The organism is Desulfatitalea alkaliphila, from assembly GCF_022968795.1.
GTDB classification, from domain to species: domain Bacteria; phylum Desulfobacterota; class Desulfobacteria; order Desulfobacterales; family Desulfosarcinaceae; genus Desulfatitalea; species Desulfatitalea alkaliphila.
Map to the genome: position 1 here is coordinate 348,982 of NZ_JALJRB010000001.1, position 23,001 is coordinate 371,982.

Sequence of the window (23,001 nt, forward strand, 5' to 3'; positions counted from 1 at the left end):
GGCCATCCTTCCCTGTGGATCATGTGAACCGGGCAAGGCTTCAGGTGGTCAGACGGGCGAAAATGGGCGAAATCTTCTCCGGCAGCCGGGCCACCTCGTCGATGACCACCCAGCTGCTGTGGCTGTACATGCGGGGCAGGTAGTCGGGGGCCGTGCGGTCCACGGTGATGCAAAACGTCCGCACCCCCGCCTGCCGCGCTTCGAGCAGCGCCCTGCGGGTGTCCTCGATGGCGTGGCGGCCGGCGTAGGCCTTGTCCACCGGTTTGCCGTCACTGAGCAGAATGATCAGCTTGGTCTGCTCTTCGCGTCCCTTGAGAATGGCGGTGGTGTGGCGCAAGGCGGCGCCGTCACGGTTCTCCAGACCGCAGGCGATGCCGGCGATACGCTGTCGGAGCCGCATGCCGGGGGCCGTTTCGAAATCCTTGATGCGGAAAAAATCCACATTGTCCCGGTTGTCCCCGGAAAAACCGTAGATGGCATAGGCGTCGCCAACGGCTTGCAGCGCTTCGGAGAGGATGATCAGCGCTTGCTTTTCAAAGCCCAGGGTGTCGCCCTTGGTGCTTTTGCTCATGTCCACCAGGATGGCCACGGCCATGTCGCGCTGCTGTTTTTCGGTCCGCTGATAGCAGTTTTCCGAAGGCGAGAGCCCCACCCGCCGATCGATGAGGCTTTCGATGGCGGCGTCCAGATCGATCTCCTCGCCGTCGGGTTGGCGGGTGTGCCGGGCCAGGGCCTCGGGCCGCATGCGCTGAAATTCGCGGCGCACCCGCTTGAGCAGGCCCGCGTGTTGGGTCAAGGTCCGGGCATAGAAGTCCGGATCACCGTCCGGCACCGAACGCTCCCGAACGCGGCACCAGTTCTCCCGGTAACCGTTGCGGCCATCGTCCCACTCGGGGTAGCGGCGGGTTCCCTTTTCGGCTTCCAGCGGACCGGCGTCGCCCTCCGTGTCGTTGCCGCGCAGCAGCGCCGTAATTTGCTCCGGCGCCATGGACCGGATGCGCTTGGCCACCTCATCGGGCGTGCGCCCGGTTTCTTTAAAAAGGCGTCGCAGTGCGGCTTCGATCTGCCGCGCGGACATGGTCATGCCCGTATTGGGTTCGGCGTCCCCCCGGGGATCGGCGGCGCCCCCGGTGTGGCGCTGATCTTCGGCCTCGGCGGTGTTCTCCAAGGGATTGGCGCGGCCATCGGCGCTGCGGCGGGCATGGGGCACCCGGCTCTGGCGCGGTGCTTGGCGGGCTCGGGTGGGATTGTCCCGCGTCGCTTCACCCCGGGTTTCGGCGCCGGCCGCCGTGGCCTGCTGCTGCCCCTCCTGGCGGTGCATGCGGTCGGAAATATCCCGTGCCGTGCGCGCGAAACTGCCGATGGCCTGCTGCATCCGGTGGGGGTCGATGCGTTGCGGGGTTCGCTGCACCGGCCGATAGGGATCGCTGAAAGCCGCGTCGACGGCCTTGTAGAGCGCCATGGCCGCTCTCAAGGTGGCGTGGAAATCGGCTTGCGGGCGCTCCAGCACAGCGGCCCGGGAACGGGCCAGGGCCAGGATGGCCGTCTCGTCGGCCGGCAGATCGGCGGTCGAGGGCGTATCCCCCAGGCAGCGGGCGATGCGTTCCATCACCCGCTGCTTGCCGTTGCGCATCCGGTCGGGCGCACCCCGCTTTTTCAAGTCGTGCCGGCGCACCATGCGGATGGCATTTTGCAAACCGGGATATTCCCGTTGCAGACGACGGGCGATGCGATGATCTTCCAGCAAATGCACCAGATCGTCGGCCAACGACGGTTCCGGAAACAACTGCAGGAACCGGGCAAGCAGATCGGCGGAGGCATCCGCCTCGGTCGACATCCGCCCACCGTAGCGCCGTGCCAGACGATCCAGCAAGGGTTGCAAACGGTGGGGATCGGGATCGAAACTGCCGAACTCCAGGTAGGCTTCCAAATGGGTGGCCATCACCTTGTAATAGGTGAAATTGTGCCCATCGTCATCGAATTCGCGCACCTTGGCGGGCAGTACGATGCGGCGGGCATCGATGTCGGGCCGTTCTCCGGCTTCGATGGACAGACGATAGCCGAGCAGGGCCGCCAGGTAGTTGAACAACACCGGTTGGACCTGCGCCAACTGCAATCCCCGGGGCAGCGTGGCCATGAAATCGGCAAATGTCAGCCCTTCACCGGCGGCGAAACGGGCCGCTTTGTCGCGGTCGATGTTGGCCAGCAGCAAGGCTTCGGCCGCGATACGGTGCAACCCGTCAAGCCCCGCCGCGCCTAAATGGACGGCCGCCTGCTCCACCAGGCGCCGGGCGATGGTTGGATCCTGTTGCGCCACATCGGCGGCCAGGGCATACACCTTGGCCGGCATTTCCGGGCCGCCCAGGGCGCTCAGGGCATCCATCTGCGCGGGGCACGCCTTGATCCCCGCAATCGCCCCGGGCCCGTCGGTCTCGCCCACCGCCGCCCAGAAGGACGCCGCCGCCTGCAAGGTGGACAAACCGGCGCCGGCCAGCACCGATGGGCCGGCATCCAGCAACGCCACGGCCTGCGAGGGGTCGCGCCGCGCCAGGGTCAGCAGTTGGGGGGCCAGGGCCGTCAATGCATCCTGGCCGCCACCTTCGATGAGCACCGGTGCCTTTTCCAACAACCGCACCGCCACGGACCAGTGGATCACCGCCGCCCGGCCGACCAGCGCCAGCACCTGCTCCATCAACGGCCGCCCCCCCAGAGCCAGCAGACGGTCCATGACGGCGGGCGCCTTTTCCAGCAGGCCGACGGCGCCGTAGACATTCTGCCCGGCAATGGTCGCCCCCAGCGCCGCCATACGCGCCACCCCCTCTTCTCCCGCACGGTCGATCAGGTCGGGAGCCGCCTTGATCAGGGCATCGGCGGTGGTCCAACTGTGTTGCGCAAGGGCCAGCACCGCCCTGCCGAAGCGTTCCAGACCGGACGCGCCGATACGCGCCAGCAGGTCGGGACTGGCTTCCAACAGTTTGTGGGCGATCATGGGGTTGCTGCCCGCGGTGCGCTGCGCCAGATCGTAGATGGCCGCCACCCGCTGCGCATCGCCGCCGGCCAGCAGCCGATCCAGCAGCGCCAGGCTCTGTTCCGGAAAACGAACCGCCACACCGGAGCCGTTGCGGGCCATGACGACGCAGAACCGCCCGAAGGCCCACAACCCATCGATGCCCAGCCGATCGTACAGGGCCGCGCTGCGTTGCACAAAACCGGCGGCGGTCTGGGGACAATGGGCGGCGATGACGCGCGCCAAACGAACGGTACGTGCCATCCGTGCCATGCCGATACGCGGCACCAGATCGCAGGCGACACCCAGCAAGGCGAAGGCCGGCGGCCACCCCTCACGGCCCATGGCCAGACCCGAGCGCGCCACCCCTTGCAGCCCGGCCATGCCGATGGCGCTCACCAGGCAGGGGCTTTGCCGAAACACCTGCTCGGCCAGCGCCACATTGACCGGAAAAATGGCGACCACCAGCCGGTACAGCGCTTGCCGCTGCGCCCGACCGGTAACCGGCGGCAGGCCGTCAAGCACTTTGGGCGCCATATCCAAAAGGCGGATGGCGGCCGCTTGGTCCGTTGCGGCGGCGGTAAAGAGGGCCTGCATCAGGGAGTCGGTTTCGGCGGTGCTCAAGCGGACCAGGAGGTCCGGCGCGGCGCGGAACAACCTTGCGACCAGGAGGGGCGCCCGTTGGGCCGCAGGCAGCAACTGCGCCAACAAGGCGCCCGCCTTCTCGCCCGGACCTTCGATTGGCAGCCGGGCCAACGTTTCCGGAGCGCTCTCCAGCAGCTGCACTGCCGCGCCTGGATCGGCGGCGCCGATTCGTCCGGCCAGCCGATACAGGTCCAATGCGGTCTCCCGCCCCGTTTCGGCCACCAGGCGGTCGAGCAGCGCAGCGCTGGCTTGCATCAGGCCCACATAGGTGGGCAGATGGTCACCAGCGATGCGCAAAACGGCGGCGGCCACGGTTTCCACGCCCTCCCAGCCCACCCGTGAGGCCAACGGTGCCGCCAGGGCCATGAAATGGTCATGGGTATCCACTACGCCATTGTGCCGAACCGCCGATCGCTGCTGCGCCATCCTCTGCCCTTCCTGTTCCGGACGATAGGAATACAAGACGGATCATCCCAAATCGAAATAGTTCTTCAACACTTCCAAGATACTGCCCTTCAAATCCTGGTCGTAGGTCAGGGAGGCGACCATGGTGGCCGAAAGGGCCGAGCGTCGCGAAACGCCGCTTTGGAGCAGCGTGGCCGCGTAAACCAGCTCGCGGGTGGACACCCCCTCTTCCAAGCCCTGGTGCACCAGGTTGCGGATTTTACCGGCCGCCTTGACCAGTTTCTCGGCGGTGTCGTGATCCACCCCGGTCTCCTGGTGCAGGATGTGCGCCTCCAACTCCGGTTTGGGCCATTCCAGGGTGATGGCCAGAAAACGTTGCCGCGTGGAAGGCTTGAGCTCCTTGATGATGCTTTGGTAGTTGGGATTGTAGCTCATCACCAGCATGAAAGTGTCGGGCGCCTGGTGGATGCGCCCTTGCTTTTCCACCACCATGTACCGACGGTGGTCGGTCAGCGGATGAATCACCACGGTAACATCCTTGCGCGCCTCCACCACCTCGTCCAGGTAGCTGATGCCGCCATGCTGCACGGCCATCAGCAAGGGCCCGTCGATCCAGCGCACCTGGTCGCCCTGGATGATGTAGCGCCCGGTCAGATCGCCGGCATTCAAATCGCTGTGGCAGGCCACGGTGAACAAGGTGCGCCCCAAGCGCCATGCCATGTGCTCCACCAACCGGGTCTTGCCGCTGCCGGTGGGACCCACCAGCATCACCGGCAATTTGTTCTCATAGGCCGCCTCGAACAGGGCCATCTCGTCCCCCTGGGGCAGGTAGAAAGGCTCCTGCTCGATCATGAACGACTTGCTCTCCAAAACCGTATCCACCGGATCTGCCGCCATTTGCGCTCCTTCTATTAATATTGATAATCGTTTGCAAATTATCCATCCTTCGCCGTTTGGCAAGTGAGTCGGTCAAGGGTTTTTTCCTTGCGGTCCATGCCATATGAAGCTATGTATTGCCGTTGTACCGCTATATATGGCATTGCAACCCATGGCCCATGGCCGACCGTTTCAGCGGACGAAAAAATCGCGCGGGCCGTTCGCATCGCCGGACCGCGCAAAGGGGAATCCGTATGCAAATCATCATCGGCTGCGACCACGCCGCTTTCGGCCTCAAGGAGACCGTCAAACAGCATCTCGTCGACAGCGGCCTAACGGTGGAAGATGTCGGCGCCTTCAGCACCGCTTCGGTGGACTACCCCGCAATCGGCAGGCAGGTGGCTGCCAAGGTATCCGAAGGACGCTACGACCGGGGCATTCTGCTGTGCGGCACGGGTATCGGCATGTCCATGGTGGCCAACCGCTATCCCCACGTGCGGGCCGCTCTGTGCAACGACCTGTTCGCGGCGCTGATGAGCCGCCGCCACAACGACGCCAACATCCTGGTGATGGGCGGACGGGTGATCGGCGACGTACTGGCCTTGGAAATTGTTAATACATGGATGGCCACCCCCTTCGAAGGCGACCGCCACCAGCGGCGGCTGGATCAATTCGATGTCCTGTGAACCCATGGCAGCGCGCCGCGCACCGGTAGCGCCGGTATGCGACGGCACCGCAACGACGGCATAGAATGTAAGGAACAAAGAACGTGGATAAGCTTTTGATTGCCCAGGCGGACCCTGAAATCGCACGGGTGTTGGACCAGGAGTTGGAACGCCAGGCAGGCCACCTGGAACTGATCGCTTCGGAAAACATCGCCAGCCGAGCGGTGATGGCGGTGCAGGGCAGCGTACTGACCAACAAGTATGCCGAGGGATACCCCGGCAAACGCTATTACGGCGGCTGCGAGCATGTGGACACGGCGGAACGCCTGGCCATCGAACGGCTGCTGCGGCTTTTCGAAGCGGATTATGCCAACGTGCAGCCCCACTCGGGATCCCAGGCCAACATGGCGGCCTATTTCGCCCTGCTGCAGCCCGGCGACACCGTATTGGGAATGGACCTGGCCCACGGCGGCCATCTGACCCATGGTGCGCGGGTCAGTTTTTCCGGCCAACTCTACCGCTTTGTGCACTACGGCGTGCGCCCCGAAACCGGCACCATCGACTACGATGCGCTGCGCCGCCTGGCCCTGGAGCAGCGCCCCAAGTTGATCGTGGCCGGCGCCAGCGCCTATCCGCGCATTCTCCATTTCGACCGCTTCGCGGAAATCGCCGCCGAAGCGGGCGCCGCGCTGATGGTGGACATGGCCCACATCGCCGGCCTGGTGGCCACCGGACTGCACCCGTCGCCGGTGTCGCTGGCCGATGTGGTCACCTCCACCACCCACAAGACCCTGCGCGGTCCCCGAGGCGGTTTCATCCTGGCACGCGCCGCTTACGCGGAACGCTTGCGCAGCGAAGTGTTTCCCGGCATTCAAGGCGGTCCGCTGATGCACGTGATCGCGGCCAAGGCGGTGGCCTTCCGGGAGGCCTTGGCCCCCGCCTTCAAACAGTACCAACAGCGGGTGTTGGCCAATGCCCAGGCCCTGGCCGAAGCGTTGCAGCAAGCCGGCCTGCCCTTGGTCTCCGGCGGCACCGACAATCATTTGATGCTCGCCGATCTCTCCACCTGGGACCTGACCGGCCAAGAGGCGGAAGCGGCCCTGGGCCGGGCCGGCATCACCGTCAACAAGAACGCCGTGCCCTTCGACCGACGGGGCGCGCGGGTCACCAGCGGCATCCGTATCGGCACCCCCTACGTGACCAGTCGCGGCATGGGCATCGAGGAGATGCGCCAGATCGCCGGCCTGATCATCGAAGTGCTGAAAAACAAAGACGATACCAGAATATTGGAGCGTTCCCGGTTGGAGGTGGCGGAGCTGTGCAACGCCTTTCCGCTGTACACTTGAACCGTCGCCGCCGCACGAGGCGGACATCATGACCTTTGAAAAATCGCGTCCCCCGTGGGACACCTACTTCATGGACATCGCCTGCCTGGTGGCCCGGCGCGCCACCTGCCTGCGCCGCTCGGTGGGCGCCGTGGTGGTCAAGGACCGCCGCATCCTCTCCACGGGGTACAACGGCGCCCCGAGCCAGGTGCGCCACTGCGCCGAAACCGGCTGCTTGCGGGAGCAACTGGCGGTCCCCTCCGGCGAACGGCATGAGCTGTGCCGGGGCATCCACGCCGAACAGAACGCCATTATCCAAGCCGCCTACCACGGCGTTTCCATCAAGGGGGCGACCCTCTTCTGCACCCACCTGCCCTGCTCCATCTGCGCCAAGATGATCATCAACGCCGGCATCGTTCGCATCGTCTACCAGGACGGCTATGCCGATGCCCTGTCGCGGGACATGCTGGCCGAAGCCCAAGTGGCCCTGGCCCAATTGCCCCAAAGACCGACGGAGGAAGGCCCATGAAGTGCCCGTTTTGCGGAGAAATGGACAACAAAGTGATCGATTCCCGCGTCAGCAAGGACGGGGCGGCCATACGGCGCCGCCGGGAGTGCATCGATTGCGCGCGCCGCTTCACCACCTATGAACAGGTGGAGGAGATGCCCATCATGATCGTTAAGAAAGATGGGCGCCGGGAGGTATTCAGCCGGGAAAAGGTGCGCTCCGGCATGCAGAAGGCATGTCAGAAGCTGAACATCAGCATGAACATCATCGAGGACTTCATCGAGGAACTGGAACGGGACCTGCGCGAAACCGGCGAAAAGGAGATTCCCTCCAAGATTGTGGGCGAACGGATCATGGGCAAGCTTCACAGCCTCAACGACATCGCCTATGTGCGCTTCGCTTCCGTCTATCGAGAGTTCAAGGATGTCAACGATTTTGTCGCGGAACTCAAAAGCCTGCTCAGCGAACGGTGATGAACTACAACGATTACATGCAAATGGCCTTGGACCTGGCAGGCCGGGGCGCGGGGCGGGTATCGCCCAACCCTATGGTGGGCGCGGTGGTGGTGCGCGACGGCCGAGTGGTGGGAAAAGGGTATCACCAAGCCTTGGGCGGCCCCCATGCCGAAGTAAACGCCCTGGACGATGCCGGCCCGCAGGCCCGCGGCGCCACCCTGTATGTCACACTGGAACCCTGTAATCATCAGGGCCGCACACCGCCGTGCACGGAAAAGATCCTGCAAAGCGGGGTGCGCCGGGTGGTGGTGGCCATGGCCGACCCCAACCCCGATGTGCAGGGCGGCGGCAATGCCTACCTGCAATCCAAGGGAATCGAAGTCAAGTGCGGGGTGGCCGAGGGAGCGGCACGACGGCTCAACGAAAGTTTCATCAAGTTCGTGCGCACCAAACGGCCCTTCGTGGTGCTCAAAATGGCTGCCACCCTGGACGGTCGCATCGCCACCCGCACCGGCGATGCCCGCTGGGTGACCGGACCCGAGGCCCGCGCGGCCGTGCACCGGATGCGCCACGCCCTGGACGCCATACTGGTGGGCAGGGGCACCATCACGGCCGACGATCCCCAACTGACCACCCGTCTGCCGGAGGGCCGGGGGGTCGACCCGATCCGCCTGGTACTGGACACCCACCTGCGCACCGACCCCAAGGCCCGGGTGCTGACCCAGGATTCGCCGGCGCCCACGCACCTGGTGTGCGGCCCGGAAGCCGACGCGCAGCGAAAATCGGCACTCACAACGGCCGGCGCGCTCCTGCTGGAAACACCTTTGCATGAGGGGCGCATCGATCTGGACGCCCTCATGGTCCGCCTGGGAGGGCTGCAAATCACCAGCGTCCTGATCGAAGGGGGCGCACAAGTGGCCCACGGCGCCCTGGCGGCCGGCATCGTGGACAAGGTGGTCCTGTTCTACGCCCCCAAAATCCTGGGCGGCGACGACGGCATCCCCATGCTCCACGGCCCCGGCCCGGCCATGATGGCCGAAGCGATCCCGCTTCACAATGTGAGTGTGGCGCGGGTGGGGGAGGATATTGTGATCGAGGGGTATAGATAAAGTGTTAAGTTTTAAGTGTTAAGTTTTAAGCGAAGGTATGCTGTCGATTGGATGGTGGGTGGGGTATTATGAAACGGGTTGGTAATTTCAGCTGAACCTATTGTGGCACCGAACCAATTAATGACTACCTTGGCAGAATATTGGAGTACCAAAAATATAAATCGATGGAACACCTTCCGTAAAACTTAACACTTAACACTTAAAACTCTTTAAAGTAAAAAAATGTTCACTGGCATCATCGAAGGTTTAGGCACCCTCACCGGCATGCGGAATGCAGGCAGCGCCCGTGTTTTGACGGTTGTGGCCGATTTCGACCTGGAGGGGACCCGGATCGGTGACAGCATCGCCACCAACGGGGCTTGTTTGACGGCGACCACCCTGGAAGGGCGCCGCTTCACCGCCGATGTTTCGGCCGAAACCCTGTCCAAAACCACTTTCGGCCAATTGCGGGTGGGCGACCGCGTCAATCTGGAACGGGCCCTGCGGCTGTCGGACCGGCTGGACGGCCACCTGGTGTCGGGGCATGTGGATGGCCTGGCCCGCCTGGAACAGCGGGAAACCGGCGAACGGGCCTGGGTGCTCAGTTTCAGTGCGCCGGCGGCCTTGACCCGCTATATGATCACCAAGGGATCGGTGGCGGTGGATGGCGTCAGCCTGACCATCAATCGCTGTGATGCCGGCGGGTTCCAGGTGGCCATCATCCCGCACACCGCCCGGATGACCACCATCGGCCTCAAGTCGGCGGGCGCCTTGTTCAACATTGAAACCGATCTGATCGGCAAATATGTGGAGCGGTTCGTTACCGGCGCGACAACGGACGGGCAGACGGCCGGCGGGGGCATCGACATGGCCCTGCTGGCCAGATCGGGTTATTTGCGGTAATCGTTGATCGCGCGATGCTTGAAACGGCGCGCACCTTGAATAAACAACCGTTGCAAAACGGACAATGAGTTGAATCGAACGAACGGAGAGTGAACCAAAATGCCACGCATTACCGTCGAGCAGGCCATCGAGGACATCCGGGCCGGCAAAATGGTCATCCTGGTGGATGACGAAGATCGGGAAAACGAGGGCGACCTGACCATGGCCGCCGAAAAGGTGACACCGGCGGCCATCAATTTCATGGCCAAGCATGGAAGGGGGCTCATCTGTCTCTCCATGACCAGCGCGCGCTGCGACCAACTCAACCTGCCGCTGATGGTCAAGGACAACACCTCTCCCTTTCAAACCGGCTTCACCATCTCCATCGAGGCCAAGGAAGGGGTCACCACCGGCATCTCCGCCGCCGACCGCGCCACCACCATCCTGGCCGCGGTGGCCGAGGACGCCAAATCGAGCGACCTGGTGCGACCGGGCCACATTTTCCCCCTGCGCGCCCGGGACGGCGGGGTGATGGTACGCGTGGGGCAAACCGAGGGGTCGGTGGACCTGGCGCGGCTGGCCGGACTCGAACCGGCCGGAGTCATCTGCGAAATCATGGACGAGGACGGCACCATGGCCCGCATGCCCACTTTGGAAGTGTTCAGCGAGCAGCACGGCCTGGGCATCGTCACCATCGCCGACCTGGTGGCCTACCGCATGCGCAACGAATCCTTCGTCAAGCGGGCCGCCGAAACCACCATTCCCACCGAGCACGGCGGCGAGTTCCGCATCGTGGCCTTCGAGAACCATGTGGACGATCAGCTCCACCTGGCCCTGGTCAAGGGAGAGATCGGACCGGACGCACCGGTGCTGGTGCGGGTCCACTCCGAATGCATGACCGGCGACATCTTCGGTTCCCTGCGCTGCGATTGCGGAGACCAACTCCACCGGGCCATGGCCATGATGGAGAAAGAGGGGGCCGGGGTGATCATCTACCTGCGCCAGGAGGGCCGTGGCATCGGCCTGGTCAACAAACTCAGGGCCTACGAACTGCAACAAAAGCAGGGGCTCGACACGGTGGAGGCCAACCGCAAACTCGGGTTCAAGGACGATTTGCGCGACTACGGCATCGGCGCCCAGATGCTGCGCAATTTAGGGGTGCGCCAAATGCGGCTGCTGACCAACAACCCCAAGAAAATGGTCGGCCTGGATGGTTATGGGCTGAGCGTGGTGGAGCAGATTCCCATCGAGGTCGCCCCCAACGAGTACAACCGCTGCTACCTGGAGTGTAAAAAACTCAAAATGGGTCATCTGTTGCATTTTGACGAACAAGAACAGTAGACCATGCATATAACGGGGTCCGCCCGGAGCAGGCCCCATTGCCGGCGGAGGTTCAGTGATGCCCAATGTAATTGAAGCCAAACTTGTGGCCGAAGGAAAGAAATTCGCCATCGTGGTGAGCCGTTTCAACGACTTCATCACCGACAAACTGGTGGGCGGCGCTCTGGATGCGCTGATCCGCAGCGGCACGGACGAGAAGGACATCGACATTGTCAAGGTGCCCGGTGCCTTTGAAATTCCTTTGGTGGCCAAGAAACTGGCCGCCCGTAATGCGCACGACGCCATCATCTGCCTGGGTGCGGTGATCCGCGGCGCCACCCCCCACTTCGACTACGTGAGCGCCGAAGTCTCCAAGGGTGTGGCCAGCGCCAGCATGGAGACCGGCCGGCCCATCATTTTCGGCGTGTTGACCACCGACACCCTGGAGCAAGCCATCGAGCGGGCCGGCAGCAAGGCGGGCAACAAGGGGTGGGATTCGGCCCTGGCCGCCGTCGAAATGGCCAACCTGATGGCGGAGGTGGAAACGATCTGACCATGGGAACCCGCAGACACGCCAGGGAAACGGCCATGCAGGCCCTGTTCTGCATGGACATGAGTTGCGCCTTCACCCGGGAGATGCTCGACGCATATTGTCGCTGCTTCGCCCCGGACGAACCGCAACCGCCTTTTTTTCAACACCTGGTCAACGGCATCATCGACCATCATGACCACATCGACGGTATCATTGAGCAGCACTCCAACAACTGGAAAATCCGGCGCATGGCCTGTGTGGATCGCAACATACTGCGCCTGGCCGTTTTCGAACTGCTCTACTGCGCCGACATTCCGGCCAAGGTGGCGATCAACGAGGCCATCGATATCGGCAAGAAGTTCGGCTCCCCGGAATCGGGGGCCTTCATCAACGGCATTCTGGACAGCATCCGCCTGGCCATCGACCAGGGCCGGCTCTTGCGCCGATCAGCGGTGACGGAAGCCCGCGCCACGGCCCCCAAGGCGGTCAACGGCGGATAGACGACACATCCGAAAGGGAGGACGTTTATGATTATTCGCGCCATGCAGGTCGGACCGCTGCAGGCCAACTGTTACATCGTCGGTTGCGAAGAGACCCGCCACGCCGCCGTGATCGATCCGGGCGGCGATGCCGACAAGATATTGTTGGCGCTGGCCAACGACCGGCTGACGCTCAAGGCGATCATCAACACCCATGGCCATTTCGATCATGTCAGCGCCAACAAGGCCCTGAAAGAGGCCAGCGGCGCCGAGTTGATGATCCATCCCGACGACGCCGCCATGCTGCCCCACCTCTCCCAAGGGGCGGCCCAATGGGGCCTGCGTTCGGAAGATTCCCCCGCACCCGACCGGTTGCTGGCCGACGGCGACACCGTCACCGTGGGCCGCATCACCTTCAAGGTGCTGCACACCCCCGGTCACACCCCCGGCGGCATCTCCCTGGCCACCGACAAAGTGGTTTTCGTGGGCGACACCCTCTTTTCCGGCTCCATCGGCCGCACCGACTTTCCGGGCGGCGACTTCGACACCCTGATCCGCGGCATTCACGCCAAGCTGTTCACCCTGCCGGACGACACCACCGTCTACACGGGGCACATGGAGCCGACGACCATCGGCAAGGAGAAACGCACCAATCCGTTCTGTGCGCTGCGCTGAGGCACCGGCGCGGGCGGCGCTTGTCGTCGCCCTACAAGCGCCCCTTCTTGAGAATCGCCACCAACAGCCAGATCCCCATGAATCCGGCGGCCAGGAAACCGATCAACCCGAGCAGCGAAACGCCGTGGAACAGGGGCGGGATGTTGGAGATGACGATGATGGCCGATCCGATGATCAGCGCTGCGATGATGATGGCAAAGGAGATGCGGTTGCTGATTTGATCGTGGGTGGCGAGCATCTTGTCCAGATCCTTGAGCACCAGGGTGAAGGACATCTTCTTCATGCGCAAGGAACGGCTGATCTCCAACAGATCCTTTGGAAAATCGCTGAGAAAGGCGTACCCCTGCTCCGCCAGGCGGGCCAGATCGCCACTCAAGCGGGCCGGTTTGAAGCGGGCCAGCCGGACCTCCCGGATGAACGGCTTGGCGGCGCCCATTAAATCGAACTCCGGGTGAAGACTGCGAGCGATGGTCTCCACCTGGGCCAGGGCCTTGATCATCAAAAACAGGTCGGGCTGCAAGCGCATGCGGTTCTTGGTGGCCAGCTCCATCAGCTGGTGCAGCACTTTGCTCAACTGCACCTCCTCCAGGGGCCGGTAGAGATGGCGACCCACGAAGTCGGCCACGTCCTTTTCCAGCACCGCCATGCTGGGCTCATCATCCCAATCGGTTAATTTGAGCAGGATTTCCGCGGTCCGCGGTTCGTCGCGGGCCAGAATGCTCTGGACCAAGGCAACGAAATATTCCCGGGTGGAACGATCCAGGGCGCCCATCATGCCGAAATCGATCAGGCAGATCACATTGTCGGGCAGAACGAAGATATTGCCTGGATGGGGATCGGCGTGGAAAAAGCCGTAGGAAAAAATCTGCTTGAACAGAATGTCGGCGCCGCGGCTGGTGATCCGTTCCCGGTCGTACCCTTCGCGCAGCAACTTCTCGGTGTCGGACACCTTGATACCGTCCACGAACTCGATGGTCAGGATCCGTTGGGTGGAGTGGTTGCGGTACACCTTGGGCACATAGACCCCCGGATCGTCCAGGAACTGGCCGGCCACCCGCTCCATGCTGGCCGCTTCAATGGTGTAGTCCAACTCCTTTTCGATACTGTGGGCGAACTCCTCGACGATGCGGATCGGCCGGTGGAAGGCCAATTCCTCGATATGCCGTTCGGCCAGAGTGGCCAGGTGGAGCATGATCTCCAGGTCCACCTCCACCACCTGTTCGATGCCCGGCCGTTGCACCTTGATCACCACCTCGTCGCCGCTGTGCAGACGCGCCCGGTGAACCTGGCCGATGGAAGCCGACGCCAGCGGCTCGGGGTTCAATTCGGCAAAGGCGATGGCATGGGGGCGGTTGAGTTCGCTCTCGACGGTTTCGACAAAGTCATCGAAGCCGAAAGGCGGTACCTTGTCTTGCAGCTTGCTGAACTCGCGCACAAACTCCACCGGCACCAGGTCGGGGCGGGTGGAAAGCACCTGACCCAATTTGATATAGGTGGGCCCCAGCTCCTCCAAGGCCATCCGCACCCGCTCGGCCCGGCTCATTTTTTCCAGCCGCTCGCGCCGTTTGCGGGAAATCATCTGCAGCCCAACCTCGATGTACTGCTCGATCTTGAGGGTATCGATCAGGTCGCCGAAACCGTATTTGAACAGCACCGCCAAAATCTGGCGGTAGCGGTTCAAGTGGCGGTAGGTCCGACCGAAAACACCGATTTTACGGATACTGATCATGGTGGTCCCATGGGTGAAAGGCGCCCGTGAAGGGCGAGACGGCGGCAAGCGGCGGACGCCGTGCCGAGCGGACAAGCCTTACTTTGAAACACACCCCTGGCGCCGGCGGACAAGGGGCTAATCTTTCTCTTTTTTCTGGGTCATGGCGTTGACGATGCTTTTGAGTTCCCGGATTTCCTTTTTCAGCTCCTTGAGCTCGTCGGTGGTCACGACCTTGGTCTTCTTCAGAAAATCCTGCACCGCGTCCTCGACCCGCTTCTCGAGCTTTTCCTGGGTTTCGTCATAGCGCTTCTGCACATCCTTGAGAAACTTGCGCCCCTCTTTTTCGGACATCTCGCCCTTTTTCTGCAGCTCTTCGACCAATTCTTCCACCTCGTCCTTGGTCTTGAGTGCCAAACCGATACCGGCGTACACGCTTTTTTTCATCAGATCGAACATAAGCTCCCTCCTCGGGCAAAAAAGGTATTGTTGTTGGCAGGTTATCCCAATAGTTAGCACATCGGCGCCTGCAATTGCAAGCTGTATAAAACCAGGCGTCCGCCTCATCGAAGCGGCGAACAACATATTCCCTTGACTGTCCGCCCCATCTTCCCTAACTTTAGGATTCTGAACCCAATCGCGGTGACGGGCGGAGGCGTTTGACGACGCGAAGCGGACATGCGGCGCGCCTCGGCCATGCAGTAGATCGGCGCGCAACAACGAGAGGATCGGTTACAATGGCGTTTACCATCGCACTGGCAGGCAAAGGCGGTACCGGCAAAACCACCATTGCCGGATTGTTGATCAAATACCTTGTGGACAAAGGCAAATCCCCCATCCTGGCGGTGGATGCCGATTGCAACGCCAACCTCAACGAAGTGTTGGGGTTGGAAGTCAAGGACACCTTGGGCACCGCCCGCGAGGACATGAAAAAGGGCAAAGTGCCTTCGGGCATGACCAAGGATGTGTTCATGTCCATGCGGCTGGAAGAGGCGGTCGCCGAGGAAGAGAACTTCGACCTGGTGGTGATGGGGCAACCCGAAGGGGCCGGCTGCTACTGCGCCGCCAACTCCCTGTTGACCAACTTCCTGGAACGGTTGGTAGGCAACTACCAGTATGTGGTGATGGACAATGAGGCGGGCATGGAGCACATCAGCCGGCTGACCACCCACAACGTGGATGTTCTGTTGATCGTCACCGACGCCTCGCGCCGCGGGTTGCAGGCCGGGCTTAGGATCAACGAACTGGCCCGGGAACTGAACATCGGCGTGGGCAAAAGCTACCTGATCATGAACCGGCTCAAAGGCGAACCGGAGCCGATCGTGTTGGACCTGCTGAAGAACGATGGGCTGGAACTGGCCGGGACGATCCCGGATGACGAAATGGTTTACAAGTTCGACCTGCAAGGCAAGCCGACCATCACCATCGACACTGACAACCCGGCGGTGCGGTCCGCATTCGCAATTTTCGATAAAGTGCTGGCGTGACCGGCCCCGCCGCCGAAACGCCTGCCGGCGGTTCCCTGCCGGCGAGGTGGCGACTGTAAAGGGTCGGTACCGGAGCAGCCCTAACGCACCCGGTGTTGGTCGGTTCCCATCGCGCTGTACAACGTCCCCGGCATGGCCGGCGGTTGAGAGTGGGGGCACCTTATGAGACGAACGGGTTTTCTTTACGACCAGCAGTACCTGCTCCATGACACCGGCCCGTACCATCCCGAACGGGCCGAGCGCTTGATGGCCATCCATCAGGGCCTCAAACGGACCGGGCTGCTGCCGCAGCTGATATCGGTGCCGGCCCGTCGGGCGGAGCTGCGCTGGATCCGGACCACCCACAGCGATGCTTACATCCGGCGCTTCGAAGAGCGCTGCCTGGCCGGACACCGCACCTTGGACTGCGAAGACAACCAGATGTGCCCGGAAACCTGGGAAGCGGCCCTGATGGCCGCCGGAGGGGTGATGGAAGCGGCCCGCATGCTCATGGCCGGTGAGATCGACAACGCCTTCTGTGCCGTCCGCCCGCCCGGCCACCACGCCGAAAACGGCGAAGCCATGGGCTTCTGCTACTTCAACAACGTGGCCATCGCCGCCCGCTATCTGCAACAGGAGCTGGGCATCGAGCGGGTCGGGATCATCGATTTCGATGTGCACCACGGCAACGGCACCCAGCACAGCTTTGAAGAAGACCCCACGGTTTTCTACTACTCCATCCATCAGCACCCCTCTTTCACCTACCCGGGGACCGGCCGGGAGTTTGAAACGGGCAAAGGCGCGGGGCGCGGTTTCACCAAGAACAGCCCCATCCTGCCCGGCCAGAGCGACGACGTCTACCAACTTATGCTGGAACAGGACCTGCTGCCGGCCTTTGCCAGCTTCAAGCCCCAAGTGATCATCGCCTCCACCGGTTTCGACGCCCACAAAGACGACGAAATGGCCGACATGCGCCTGACCGACGAAGGTTACGCATGGATCATGCGCACCATCGTCGCTATGGCGGACCGCCATTGTGAAGGCCGCCTGCTCTCCGTGCTCGAGGGCGGCTATGCCCTGGAGCGATTGCCCGAGCTGGGCGCCGCGCATGTGCGCATTCTGCTGGAAACGCCATCGGACGGCGCCCCCACTATCCCTTGACAAGAAGGAGGTTGGACGATGTTTGTCAGCCGATCCATGACCCGGAAGGTCGTCACGGTCTCCCCGGACATTTCCCTGAGCGAGGTCCAGGAGCGGATGAAAACCCACAACATCCGTCATCTGCCCGTTGTGGCAAACGACGACCGCTTGGTGGGCATTGTGACCGACAGAGACATCCGCAGCGCCATGCCGCTGCCCCTGATCAAAGGCCAGGACGACCCCGAAAGCCTGCAACGTTTCGCCCGATTGACGGTGGCCGATGTCATGACCCCCGATCCGATGACCATCTCGCCCGCCCACACCCTGCAGGATGCGCTGCTGCTGATCCAGGAAAAACGGGTGGGCGCCTTTCCGGTGGTGGATCAAAACGGCAAGCTCACCGGCATCATTTCGGTGCGGGACCTGCTGCGGGCCTTCATCAATGTGCTGGGCATCGGTCAGCCGGGCACCCTGTTGTGCATCCTGGTGGAAGAGAAGGTGGGCCAGATGAAGCGCATCGTGGATGCCATCACCGAAGAGGGCATCTCTTGCGGCAGCATTCTGGTGGCCCGCTACTGGGAAAAGGACAAGCGCGCCGTCTTTCCCTACCTGCTGACCAACAACGTCATCCGGATCAAACAAAGATTGCGCGATGCGGGCTTCACCCTGCTCGACCCCATGCAGTGGTACCTGGACCAGTTGCCCAAAAACGAATGATGCCCCCCGCCCCATCGCAAACAATCGGCCGGCCGAAGGGCGATGCACCCCTGCCGTGGCCCAAGCCCTACGACCGGCTGTTCGTTTACTATCTCAAGGGGCGGGTGCCCCATGGCGCCCTCCCGGATCAAGCCGCCTTCATCGGCAACTGGGAGGAGGCGGGGGACAGCTTTCTCTTTTTCCACACCCCGGCCGACGCGGCCATTGATGCCCTGGTGCAGCAGCACCCCCGGTTGGTCCTGCAGGACCGCTACGACATGCCCTACGACGAGTGGCAAGGGGAGGCCCCCGCGGCGTTCAAAGTGGGCCGCCTTCAGGTGGTGCCGCCCTGGGATCCGGCCGCTGCCGCGGCAACGAACGACACCATCCTGCTGGACCCCGGCGTGGTGTTCGGCACCGGCACCCACCCCACCACCCGTGACTGCCTCACCGCCCTGCAGGCCGCCTTCGACCGCCGGCCGGTGAACCGCGTGTTCGACATCGGCACCGGCACCGGCCTGCTGGCCCTGGCGGCGGCCAAGCTGGGCGCCAGGGCCGTGGCGGCCGTGGACCTGAACCGCCTGGCCACCGTCACCGCCCGCCGCAACGTCCGCTGCAACCGCATGCAGCGGCGGATTCTGGTGGTCCGGGGGGATGCCTTGAATTTTATGGACCGTCCCAGCGACCTTGTGGTATCCAATATCCATTACGACGTGATGCGGCATTTGATCGCCGCCCCCGGATTCAGCGGACACCGGCAGTTCATCCTCTCGGGTTTGTTGCGCAGCCAGGCCAGGGAGATCGCCTACCGGCTGCACCGGATGGGGGCGCGAATCCTCGGCCAGTGGGAACAGGAAGGCACCTGGTTCACCTTCCATGGGGAGACCGGGGGGCCAAGCGGTACCGGATAGCGAGGGGCCATTATGTTGATACGCTGCTGGGGCTCGCGGGGGTCCATCCCCGTGTCGGGTCAAGAATACATCAAATACGGCGGCGACACCACCTGCCTGGAAATCCGTACCCGAAGCGACGACATCATCATCGTGGATGCCGGCACCGGCATCCGCCGCCTGGGCAACGCCCTGATCAAGGAGGGGCGCTACCAGTACAACTTCCTGCTCACCCACGGCCACTGGGACCATCTGATGGGCTTTCCCTACTTCAAGCCCCTCTTCCTGGAACACCCCGAAATCCGCCTGCACCGCGGCCCATTCCACAAAAAATTCATGGAAACCATGTTTTCCAAGGTGATGGCACCGCCCAATTTCCCGGTGCGCTACTCCGACCTGAAAGCCAAGATCGTCTACCAGGAGGGCAAACCGGAAAAGTTCGACATCGGGTCGGTCACCGTGGTGCCCATTCAACTGAGCCACCCCAACAGCGGCAAAGGGTACAAATTCATCGAGGACGGCAAAAGCTTCGTCTTTCTGACCGACAACGAGCTGGGCTTCGTGCACCCCGGCGGGTTGCAGGCATCCCAATACACCGCCTTTTGCCAGGAGGCCGACCTGCTGTTGCACGATGCCGAATACACCCCCCGCGAGTACAACCTGCTCATGGAATGGGGCCACTCCTCCTACGAGGACGTGCTGGAGCTGGCCTTCAAGGCGGGGGTCAAGCGCTTGGGCCTGTTCCACCTCAACCAGGAGCGCACCGACGCAGAGGTGGATGAAATGGTGGCGGCCTGCCACCGCATCATCGCCGAACGGGGCGAAACCCTCGACTGTTTCGCCGTGGGCGCCGATATGACTTTCGAACTGTGAAACCGGGAGGTTCCCCCATGCAGCCATCCCAAACCCTCATCGAACAAGCCGCCGCGGCCTGCGCCCGCGGCACCAAGGGCGTGGCCCTCACCGGCGCCGGCATCTCCGTGGAGAGCGGCATCCCCCCCTTCCGCGGCAAAGGCGGGTTGTGGGAAAAGATCGACCCCATGAAATACGCCCACATCGACGCCCTGGTAAGCAATCCCGCCGAGGTGTGGGAGGTGCTGTTCCGCGGTATCGGCGAACTGCTGACCACCGCCACACCCAACGCCGGCCACCTGGGCCTGCAACGCCTGGAGCAGATGGGCATTTTGCAGACCGTCATCACCCAGAACGTGGACGGCCTGCACCAGAAGGCCGGCAGCAGCGACGTGATCGAATTTCACGGCACCCATGCCGTGCTGCGCTGCATGGGATGCCACGTGCGCTCCGACTGGCAGGCGATCACCCTGGATCGCATCCCCCCGGTCTGCCCCTGCGGCGCCTACCTGCGCCCGGACGTGGTGATGTTCGGCGAACCCATCGACGTGGGCTTGCTGCGCCGCTCCCAGATCTTGTCCGCCAACTGCGACGTCATGCTGGTCGTCGGCACCTCGGCCACCGTGGAGCCGGCCGCCTACCTGCCCCTGATCGCCAAGGACCGGGGCGCCTTCATCATCGAAATCAACCCCGAACCCACCCCCCTGACCGACCGCGTCAGCGACGTCACCCTGCTCGGCCCGGCCGGCGAGGTGATGGAGCGTATCGTGGCGGCGGTGGCCAACATCCAGGGAAGAAGCTTATAAAACGGCGCTGAAAACCAGATACAAAACCATGCTGGTGGCGGCTATGGGGCGGTGGGCCGGCACCTGAAATGCTAATTTATTTTTGCGCGAGTTCTTAAAAGAACGCCTCCATAACCCGACGGCTGTGTTCCGGGTCTTCAATTTCCGGCCGGGACATGGCTGCAACGCAACGGCCGTCTTGCAACACCATCACCCGGTCCGCCAGGCGGCGCATCTGGCCCGGATTGTGGGTCACGGCCAGGATGGGGTAACGCTGTTTGAGGGTTTGGAACAGCGCCTCGATATGGCGGGTGGCTTTGAAATCCAGCGAGGCGGTGGGTTCGTCCAGCAGCAGCAAGGCCGGCTCCAGGGCCAGCACCCGTGCCAGGCAAAGACGCTGCTGCTGACCGCCGGAAAGGGTCAGGGCGCTGTCGTGCAGCCGATCCTTGACCTCCGACCACAATTGCACCGCTTCCAGGGCCCGTTGCACCCGTAGGAGCGTCTCCTTGGGGTTCATTCCCAGTGAGATGCGCAGGGGCAGAGCCACATTCTTGTAGATGGAAAAGGGCAGCGGATTGGGATGCTGAAACACCATGCCCACCCGCAAGCGCAGTTCGGCCAGGGGTGTGGATGGGGCGTAGATGTCCCACCAGCGGTCCGCCAGACGGATGCGCACCTGTCCTCGGGTGTTGCAATGGGGGTAAGCTTCGTTTAGACGGTTGACGGCCCGCAACAGGGTTGTTTTGCCTGAACCGGAAGGTCCGATGGCCATGACCAGCTCACCGGGATAGAGGTCCAGGTTTACACTCTCAAGGACCTGTTTGCCTGCAAAACGGACGGATAAATCTGCGATTTCGAGCATCGGCTCGGGTATGCGCTTCATCCTTTCCATCGCTTCTCCATGGTGCGTTGGGCCGCAAAGGCCAACCCGAAAAGAGTGCCGGTGAGCATCAACAGCACCAGCGCCGTACCGAAAGCCTGATCCAGTTCGGCGGCGGTGCGGTGTTCGGCGGCCATATAATAGATTCGAAAGGGCAGCGCCTCGAACTTGTCATACAGGCTGCGGGGCAAAAAGGCTTGGGCCACCGCCCCGGTCAGCAAAATGACGGCGGTATCTTCAGCCGCCCTTCCCATGGCCAGGATCACGCCGCTGAGGATTCCCCGACCGGCCGAAGGCAGCAGCACATGGCGGATGTTCTGCCAGGGCGTGAAACCGAGGCTCGGCCCCAGCAGGCGCAGATGGCTCGGCAGGCCGGCCAGGGCGTTCTGGGTGGTGCGCACCAGGTAGGGCAGCACCAGCAGCGCTATACAAACGGCCGCCAACAGCAGACCGGTTTTGGCCCGAGGTACGAAGGTGTGGCGTAGCACGACGATCAGGCTGAATCCGAACAGACCCATGACGATGGAGGGGATACCGGCCATCAAATCCACGGCGAAGCCGGCCACGGCCCGAAATCGGCGCGAGCCATACTCGGAAAGGTAGATGCCGCCGGCGATGCCCGTCGGCACGGCCAGCAGGCAGGAAAGCAGCACCAGCAGGGCCGTTCCCGCCAGGGCCGACCATAGGCCGTCGAAAACCGGCCGGACCCCGCGGACGGCCTCCCACCAGTGGGTTTCCCCGAAAAAAAGGTTCGGCCCCAGTGTGCCGGCGCCGCGGTAGAGCAGAAACCCCATGACCGCCAGTACCGCCAGCATCGTTAAGACGGCGGCGGTCCAGCAGAAGATTGTTGTTGCCAGATCGGAAGTGCGGCGGTTGGCGGTTGGCCTCATGGGGTGAAAGTGCCTCCCAGGCGGCGCAAAATCAGTTGGATCAGCACCATTACCAGGAAAAGAATCAAACCCGCCGCAAACACCGAATGATAAAAGGTGCTCTGGCTGTCGGTGGCCACCACTAGGGCGATGTGGGCGGTCAGGGTGCGCGTGGCGTCCAAGGGCGAAGCCGGCACCATGGGGGCGTTACCGGCCAGCATCAGGGAAATGAGGGTGTCGCCGACGGCCCGGCCAAAGCCCAACACCACGGCGGCCAGCAAACCGCGGCGGCAGAGGGGCAGCAACACATGGCGGATGTAAGCGGGCCGGGAAAAACCCAAAGCCGCGCAGGTGACCCGAGCGCTTCGATCCAACTCCCGCAGCGTGGCCTGCAACACCAGCACGATGGTCGGCAGTATCAGCAGGGATAGGACAATTGTGGCCGTGGCCAAGGAGAAACCGGTGCCGCGGTCGAACCATTGCCGGATCAGCGGCACCAGCAGAAAAATTGAAACGAAACCGTAAATCACCGTGGGAATGCTGGTCATGTAGTGTACCAGGGCCAAGCAAATTCCTTTAATGCGCCCCGGTGCCAGCACCTGCACAAAACAGGCGACCCCCACCGCCAAAGGGGTGGCGACGGCCAAGGCGCCCAAAGCGATGAGCAGGGTGCCCACCACCATGGGCAGGATGCCGAACCGGCCCTGAAAGGGGAGCCACTGCCAGGCGATCACCGACCCCCAGCCGCCGGAAGTGAACAGGGGCAGCACCAGGTAAATCAGAACCAGCAGAATACCGCCGGCCGCCGCGGTGCAAGCCAGCGCGGCGGCCCGCAACAGGTGCGGCATCAGCT

The 23,001-nt window shown here is 62.9% G+C and carries 23 protein-coding genes; 16 read left to right on the forward strand and 7 right to left on the reverse strand.

From position 1 onward, the window contains the following. Window positions 1–40: 40 nt before the first annotated feature. A complete protein-coding gene (locus MRX98_RS01490; RefSeq protein ID WP_246902394.1) occupies window positions 41–4,078 on the reverse strand; it encodes a nitric oxide reductase activation protein NorD in 4,038 nt (1,345 codons plus the stop codon). 42 nt (window positions 4,079–4,120) lie between these two features. After that, window positions 4,121–4,954 (reverse strand): CbbQ/NirQ/NorQ/GpvN family protein, encoded by an 834-nt coding sequence (locus MRX98_RS01495; RefSeq protein WP_246902395.1) that lies wholly within the window; start codon window positions 4,952–4,954, stop codon window positions 4,121–4,123. A gap of 233 nt (window positions 4,955–5,187) precedes the next feature. Here MRX98_RS01495 and rpiB point away from each other — a divergent pair, with 233 nt between their 5' ends. The 10 genes from rpiB to MRX98_RS01545 all read left to right on the forward strand — a co-directional run bounded on the left by rpiB (window position 5,188) and on the right by MRX98_RS01545 (window position 12,862). Continuing rightward, a complete protein-coding gene (gene rpiB / locus MRX98_RS01500; protein WP_246902396.1) occupies window positions 5,188–5,619 on the forward strand; it encodes a ribose 5-phosphate isomerase B in 432 nt (143 codons plus the stop codon). A gap of 83 nt (window positions 5,620–5,702) precedes the next feature. After that, complete coding sequence (locus tag MRX98_RS01505; protein WP_246902397.1) at window positions 5,703–6,944, forward strand: serine hydroxymethyltransferase; 1,242 nt, start codon at window positions 5,703–5,705, stop codon at window positions 6,942–6,944. A 28-nt stretch (window positions 6,945–6,972) separates the two neighbouring features. Further along, window positions 6,973–7,452 (forward strand): deoxycytidylate deaminase, encoded by a 480-nt coding sequence (locus MRX98_RS01510; RefSeq protein WP_246902398.1) that lies wholly within the window; start codon window positions 6,973–6,975, stop codon window positions 7,450–7,452. Next, window positions 7,449–7,904, forward strand: a complete 456-nt coding sequence (gene nrdR / locus MRX98_RS01515; protein WP_246902399.1) for a transcriptional regulator NrdR — start codon at window positions 7,449–7,451, stop codon at window positions 7,902–7,904. Before MRX98_RS01510 ends, nrdR begins: the two co-directional genes overlap by 4 nt. Beyond that, window positions 7,904–8,995 (forward strand): bifunctional diaminohydroxyphosphoribosylaminopyrimidine deaminase/5-amino-6-(5-phosphoribosylamino)uracil reductase RibD, encoded by a 1,092-nt coding sequence (ribD, locus tag MRX98_RS01520; RefSeq protein ID WP_246902400.1) that lies wholly within the window; start codon window positions 7,904–7,906, stop codon window positions 8,993–8,995. The genes nrdR and ribD overlap by 1 nt, the downstream gene beginning before the upstream one ends. Window positions 8,996–9,217: 222 nt before the next feature. Continuing rightward, the gene (locus MRX98_RS01525; RefSeq protein WP_246902402.1) at window positions 9,218–9,877 is read left to right on the forward strand and encodes a riboflavin synthase; all 660 of its coding nucleotides are present in this window, start codon (window positions 9,218–9,220) and stop codon (window positions 9,875–9,877) included. A 99-nt stretch (window positions 9,878–9,976) separates the two neighbouring features. Next, the gene (locus tag MRX98_RS01530; RefSeq protein ID WP_246902403.1) at window positions 9,977–11,197 is read left to right on the forward strand and encodes a bifunctional 3,4-dihydroxy-2-butanone-4-phosphate synthase/GTP cyclohydrolase II; all 1,221 of its coding nucleotides are present in this window, start codon (window positions 9,977–9,979) and stop codon (window positions 11,195–11,197) included. 58 nt (window positions 11,198–11,255) lie between these two features. Then, entirely contained in the window at window positions 11,256–11,729 is a 474-nt protein-coding gene (ribH, locus tag MRX98_RS01535) for a 6,7-dimethyl-8-ribityllumazine synthase (protein WP_246902405.1), read from the forward strand. A gap of 2 nt (window positions 11,730–11,731) precedes the next feature. Beyond that, window positions 11,732–12,208, forward strand: a complete 477-nt coding sequence (gene nusB / locus MRX98_RS01540; RefSeq protein WP_246902407.1) for a transcription antitermination factor NusB — start codon at window positions 11,732–11,734, stop codon at window positions 12,206–12,208. 27 nt (window positions 12,209–12,235) lie between these two features. Next, window positions 12,236–12,862: an MBL fold metallo-hydrolase gene (locus MRX98_RS01545; RefSeq protein WP_246902409.1), complete on the forward strand. Its 627-nt coding sequence runs from the start codon at window positions 12,236–12,238 to the stop codon at window positions 12,860–12,862. Between the two features lie 31 nt (window positions 12,863–12,893). Here MRX98_RS01545 and MRX98_RS01550 read toward each other — a convergent pair whose 3' ends face one another. Together MRX98_RS01550 and MRX98_RS01555 are read right to left on the reverse strand one after the other, a co-directional pair. Continuing rightward, entirely contained in the window at window positions 12,894–14,591 is a 1,698-nt protein-coding gene (locus tag MRX98_RS01550; protein ID WP_246902411.1) for an ABC1 kinase family protein, read from the reverse strand. A gap of 117 nt (window positions 14,592–14,708) precedes the next feature. Further along, window positions 14,709–15,029: a phasin family protein gene (locus MRX98_RS01555; RefSeq protein WP_246902413.1), complete on the reverse strand. Its 321-nt coding sequence runs from the start codon at window positions 15,027–15,029 to the stop codon at window positions 14,709–14,711. A gap of 278 nt (window positions 15,030–15,307) precedes the next feature. On the opposite strand from MRX98_RS01555, the gene MRX98_RS01560 reads away from it, so the two are divergent. The 6 genes from MRX98_RS01560 (at window position 15,308) to MRX98_RS01585 (ending at window position 20,420) form a co-directional block, all read left to right on the forward strand. Next, window positions 15,308–16,057, forward strand: coding sequence for an ATP-binding protein (locus MRX98_RS01560; RefSeq protein WP_246902415.1), 750 nt, complete (start codon window positions 15,308–15,310; stop codon window positions 16,055–16,057). A gap of 162 nt (window positions 16,058–16,219) precedes the next feature. Then, the gene (locus MRX98_RS01565) at window positions 16,220–17,197 is read left to right on the forward strand and encodes a histone deacetylase family protein (RefSeq protein WP_246902417.1); all 978 of its coding nucleotides are present in this window, start codon (window positions 16,220–16,222) and stop codon (window positions 17,195–17,197) included. 18 nt (window positions 17,198–17,215) lie between these two features. Then, window positions 17,216–17,893, forward strand: a complete 678-nt coding sequence (locus tag MRX98_RS01570; protein ID WP_246902419.1) for a CBS and ACT domain-containing protein — start codon at window positions 17,216–17,218, stop codon at window positions 17,891–17,893. Next, entirely contained in the window at window positions 17,893–18,783 is an 891-nt protein-coding gene (locus MRX98_RS01575; RefSeq protein ID WP_246902421.1) for a 50S ribosomal protein L11 methyltransferase, read from the forward strand. The genes MRX98_RS01570 and MRX98_RS01575 overlap by 1 nt, the downstream gene beginning before the upstream one ends. 51 nt (window positions 18,784–18,834) lie before the next feature. Beyond that, complete coding sequence (locus MRX98_RS01580) at window positions 18,835–19,635, forward strand: MBL fold metallo-hydrolase (protein ID WP_246902423.1); 801 nt, start codon at window positions 18,835–18,837, stop codon at window positions 19,633–19,635. Window positions 19,636–19,652: 17 nt separating this feature from the next. Then, window positions 19,653–20,420 (forward strand): SIR2 family NAD-dependent protein deacylase, encoded by a 768-nt coding sequence (locus tag MRX98_RS01585; protein WP_246902425.1) that lies wholly within the window; start codon window positions 19,653–19,655, stop codon window positions 20,418–20,420. Window positions 20,421–20,514: 94 nt separating this feature from the next. Here the strand turns inward: MRX98_RS01585 and MRX98_RS01590 are convergent, their stop codons facing one another. Genes MRX98_RS01590 through MRX98_RS01600 form a run of 3 tightly spaced genes read right to left on the reverse strand, consistent with a single transcriptional unit; the run spans window position 20,515 to window position 22,996 of the window. Continuing rightward, window positions 20,515–21,291, reverse strand: a complete 777-nt coding sequence (locus MRX98_RS01590; RefSeq protein WP_246902427.1) for a phosphate ABC transporter ATP-binding protein — start codon at window positions 21,289–21,291, stop codon at window positions 20,515–20,517. Further along, a complete protein-coding gene (locus MRX98_RS01595) occupies window positions 21,279–22,169 on the reverse strand; it encodes a PstA family ABC transporter permease (RefSeq protein ID WP_246902429.1) in 891 nt (296 codons plus the stop codon). The genes MRX98_RS01590 and MRX98_RS01595 overlap by 13 nt, the downstream gene beginning before the upstream one ends. Beyond that, window positions 22,166–22,996, reverse strand: coding sequence for a PstC family ABC transporter permease (locus MRX98_RS01600; protein ID WP_246902431.1), 831 nt, complete (start codon window positions 22,994–22,996; stop codon window positions 22,166–22,168). The genes MRX98_RS01595 and MRX98_RS01600 overlap by 4 nt, the downstream gene beginning before the upstream one ends. Window positions 22,997–23,001: the final 5 nt, after the last annotated feature.